Consider the following 4394-nt stretch of genomic DNA (forward strand, 5'->3'; position numbering starts at 1 on the left):
ACACCAACACTTATGCCCGTGCCATTCGTACCTGACCCCTTTTCCGCTGCTCCCTAAAAGAGCGACCAACGCCGCGGGGACGTTGGTCGCATGTGGTTCGCGCCTCCTTGCTCGGGTGGGGAATCTTATCCTTCGACGACAACGAAGCGGGAGCCTCGCTCGCTGCGAACCAACAACAGGAGGGTTCCGTCCTCGTCCGCTTTGACCGCGTTTTCAAACTCGGCCATCGTCGAGACGTCTTGACGATTGACCTGGGCGATCACCATCCCGGGGCTCAGCCCGGCTTGCTCGGCGCGACTGCCTTCCTGAACGCGCGTGACCACGACGCCAGCGGATTCCTCCAGGCCGAGTTGCTTGGCGACGTCGGCGGTCAACGGAGTGACCTCGATACCCAGCGACTGCATCTTCACTCCGCCGGGTTTCTGTTCCGGTCCGGCAGCGGCAAAGTCATTCGGTGCCGCTTCGGGTTCGTAGGTCAAGGCGACCGTTTTCCCGTCACGCACGATCTCCACCGAAACCGTCTGCCCGATCGCGGAACGTTCGACGGCCAGTTGCAGTTGTTGCGGGGTGGCGACCTTGGTCGATCCAAACTTCACGATCACATCGCCCGGCTGGAAACCCATCTTGGCCGCCGGCGTGTCGGGGAACACGTTGGTGACCGCCACGCCGCCTCGGGGAGAGACGCCGAGCTGGCCGGCCAATTCATGGGACACCGGCTGAATGGCGACGCCCAAGTAAGCCCGCTGCACCGTGCCGCTGGTAACCAATTGATCGCTGACCCAACGGGCCATGTTGGACGGCACGGCGAATCCGACGCCGTTGTTTCCGCCGCCGCGAGACGAGATCGCGGTGTTGATCCCGATCACTTCGCCGTACAGGTTGACCAACGGACCGCCGCTGTTACCAGGGTTGATCGCCGCGTCGGTTTGAATGAAGTTCTCACGCGCGGTGATGCCGATGCCGCGATTTTTCGCGCTCACGATCCCCGCCGTGACGGTGCTTTCAAGCCCGAACGGCTGTCCGAGTGCGACGACCCAGTCGCCCACCGACGTCAAGTCGCTGTCGCCGAGTTTCGCGGCCGTCAGCGAATCGTCGCCGTTGATCTTGACCACGGCGATGTCAGTTTTCGGGTCCGTGAACACTTCGACCGCCTCAAACTCACGACCGTCCTGAGTCTTCACGATCACGGTCCCGCCGCCTTCGACCACGTGGTTGTTGGTCAACACGATCCCCGACGTGTCGATGATCACGCCTGAGCCGATGCCGCCTTGTGAACGCGGCGCCTGACGCGGGGTCATGCCGGGTTGCATCGGGATCTGGCCGCCACGGAACATGTCCTCAAACGGTGTCCCCTTGAACGGATTGGGTGTGTTCTTCGTATTGCCGTCCGGTGCGGCTTGGCCTGCACGCCAAGACGTGTCCGGGCGGTTCTCGATGGCAACGACGGCCGGCAAGACGCGATCGGCAACATTTCGAAACGCTTGCGAGAGTGAATTGGCGATGTTCAGCTGTTCGGGCGTGATCGCCGGAGACGGCGCGGGGCGTGTCACCGCGGCCGGCGCCGGTTTGGTATCAAGTTTGGTCATCGGAGCAGCCGCCACCAACAGACCGGTTGCTGCCAACGTCAACGGTGCCGCGACGAGTGCTGTCCTCAGACGGCTCTTGTGCTTCTTCATGCTTTGTGTCCTTCAATCAGACGGAGGAGGTTGCAGCGGCAACACGCCGCGTCATCGATCTGTCTGAAACGCACGCCGCGTGCCAGAGCGGCATTGTTGCACTCGAAATCCACGTTCGTCTCGGCATTCACGGCACCAAACACTTTTTGCTGCTGGTCCCGCACGATTGAAACACTCCTGTCGCTCCGCACCAAAAAGTCGCGGCGGGGCAGAATGCCCCAACCCGCAACGCCGTCTCGCCGGCGGGTATTGTGTTCGATGATCAGCCCGGTCAATCTGCCGAAGTAGCGTACGCTTCCAGCTTGCGTGTGCCCTGCGATTGGAGCTGGCAAGCAAGATGCTTACCCCACGATTGAACCGAAATCGCTCCGACCGCGACGATGCGATCTGGTTTACAATGCCGACGCAGTGGCGATCGCATCCACGAGGGTGCACTCGCTGTCCGATGGCGTCTGCCTTGTGCGACGTTTCACACCTTGATCAAAAAGTTCGACCCTCATGTTGCGGATCCTCTTTAGCTCGCTCCTGTTGACGATTGTTTTGGTTTGCCACGTGTCCCGCGCCGACAGCCCGGGTGAGCAAGCGATGCAGCAACTGCTCGATCGCGATGCCGTCGTCATCCCGCTTTGGCCCGATGAGGTGGCACCGTCGAAACAGACGCAGGAGGAACCCGCCGATAGCGTGGGCGATTCGAAAAGCGGCAAGCCAGCGATTGGAAACGTCACCAAGCCGAGCATGATTCTCTTTGCCCCGCCGGCGGGCGTCGAAGCGACCGGGACCACGATCCTGTTCGCACCCGGTGGAGCCTATGGACGGCTTTCCTTGCCCAACGCCGTCGATGTCTGTCGCTGGGCCGGAGCCATCGGCGCCCACTGTGCCGTGCTGAAGTATCGCGTTCCCAGAGCGGCGGATGATCGCGGTCATCGCGTGCCACTAAGCGATGCCCAACGCGCGGTGCGACTGTTGCGATCGGGCGCGGCGGATCTCGGCATTGATGCGAATAAGATTATCATGATCGGATCTTCCGCAGGCGGTCACTTGGCATTCAATCTGGCCAACAATCACGGCGAGTCGACGTACCCTGCGCAAGACGCGGCAGACCAGCTCAGCGCGCGCCCCGACGCGGTCGTGTTGATGTATCCGGCGTACCTGACCCAGCCGACGGAGTCGTCGACCGCTGATCCGCATCTGCACCTTGATCAGTTGAGCCCCGAACGGACGCCGCCGACGTTGATGACGGTCACCCGAAGCGACAAATTCACCTGGGGCGCGGTCAACACGATGTTGCAACTGAGACAAGCGAAAGTGCCTGCGGAGCTTCACGTGTATCCCCAAGGCGGCCACGGCGGCTGTTTCGACAAGTATCCGTTGATGGAGTTTGTCCGTCCGACCGCCCGGTTTTTGAAAGATCAAGGTCTGTTCACCGAGGCCATGCAACACGAAAGCAACGTGTTCTTAGATCGCCTGGAAGCCACGTTCTTGAAACGACGCGTCGCACAGCAGGAGGTGTCGAGAACGGAGACGACAAAGTCAGACGCGGCGTTGCCCCCGTCGGATTGGACTGAGGGTGACCGGCAACTGGCGGCGCTCCGCAAGCCGGCACCAGAAATCGTCTCGATCTGGCCGGGCGATGGCAAACGCGACGACGATCCCGCTGCGACGCTACGGGAGAACCTTCCGCAGCGACCCGATGGGCTGGTGCGTATCACCAACGTCGCTCGCCCGACGCTGCACGTCTGGCGCCCGGAACATCCCGACGGCCGGTCGGTGGTCATCTTTCCCGGTGGGGCCTACAACGCCTTGGCGGCAGAACACGAAGGCACTCAAATCGCTCAGTGGTTGTGCGACCAAGGGATCACGGCGTTCGTCACCAAGTACCGCGTCCCGCGCCGCGAAGGGATGGACAAGCACGCGGTCGCGCTTCAGGACGCCCAACGCGCCATCCGGCTGGTGCGCAGTCGGGCAGATTCATTCAACGTTGACCCGCAACAAATCGGTGTCCTCGGTTTTTCCGCCGGTGGCAACTTGGCGGCGTTGACCGTGCATCATTCTGACCGGCAAAGTTACCCACCGCTCGATTCGATCGATGCGGTCCGCGCCGATCCCGATTTCGCGATCTTGATTTATCCCGCCTATCTGACCGCCGAAGACACCGCGGACGGCTTGGATCCGTTGATTCAACCATTGGAGAAAAGCAACGATTACCCGCCGATTTATTTGGCGGTCGCAGCGGATGATCGGTTCGCGCCCGATTCGCTGCACTACCTGCTGCATCTGCAACGTGCCAAGGTGCCGGCAGAATTGCACGTCTACGCCAGCGGCGGCCACGGCAAGGGGCTACGTGAGATCGGAGGCCCATTCGCCCAATGGACACGTTCCTGTGCGCGTTGGCTGGCGGATATGCAAAACGGAACCACCAACGTGATCGTCGAAGGAAGTCGCTGACCCAACGGGCTGTCCTCAAGCTCCACCTACCGGCCTTGTCCGCCCGCGATTTCGCGGAAGGCGAGTCGTTCAAGTCCGGCGGGCTGACAGAGTGGTTGCCGGGCCCCGTCAGGGCCCGGAGTTCGATGCAACCTCGCCGCAGGCCTGGAAGGCCGACACAGAACACACCGAGTCGGGGCCGCTCATCCGGCGGCTCACACCGCCGGCAGACACTGTGCCTGCCCTCCGGGCATCACCGGGATCCCGCAGGGAGTTCAGCGAGTAGCCGGAGGT

The 4394-nt window shown here is 62.1% G+C and carries 3 protein-coding genes; 1 reads left to right on the forward strand and 2 read right to left on the reverse strand.

Annotation, left to right across the window (positions count from 1 at the left end; translation table 11 throughout):
• Nucleotides 1–125 precede the first annotated feature (125 nt).
• Both NZK35_RS17875 and NZK35_RS17880 read right to left on the reverse strand, forming a co-directional pair.
• On the reverse strand, nt 126–1676 hold the full coding sequence (locus tag NZK35_RS17875) for a Do family serine endopeptidase (protein ID WP_259633899.1): 1551 nt from the start codon (nt 1674–1676) through the stop codon (nt 126–128).
• Entirely contained in the window at nt 1673–1951 is a 279-nt protein-coding gene (locus tag NZK35_RS17880) for a hypothetical protein (RefSeq protein WP_259633900.1), read from the reverse strand. The genes NZK35_RS17875 and NZK35_RS17880 overlap by 4 nt, the downstream gene beginning before the upstream one ends.
• A gap of 223 nt (nt 1952–2174) precedes the next feature.
• On the opposite strand from NZK35_RS17880, the gene NZK35_RS17885 reads away from it, so the two are divergent.
• On the forward strand, nt 2175–4121 hold the full coding sequence (locus NZK35_RS17885) for an alpha/beta hydrolase (protein ID WP_259633901.1): 1947 nt from the start codon (nt 2175–2177) through the stop codon (nt 4119–4121).
• Nucleotides 4122–4394: the final 273 nt, after the last annotated feature.

Source organism: Stieleria sedimenti (assembly GCF_025060895.1).
GTDB classification, from domain to species: domain Bacteria; phylum Planctomycetota; class Planctomycetia; order Pirellulales; family Pirellulaceae; genus Stieleria; species Stieleria sedimenti.

What these genes read in the sequence shown, in the direction of transcription:
- NZK35_RS17875 (WP_259633899.1), bottom strand. Translation starts at nt 1,676, where the DNA reads ATGAAGAAGCACAAGAGCCGTCTGAGGACAGCACTCGTCGCGGCACCG.
- NZK35_RS17885 (WP_259633901.1), top strand. Translation starts at nt 2,175, where the DNA reads ATGTTGCGGATCCTCTTTAGCTCGCTCCTGTTGACGATTGTTTTGGTT.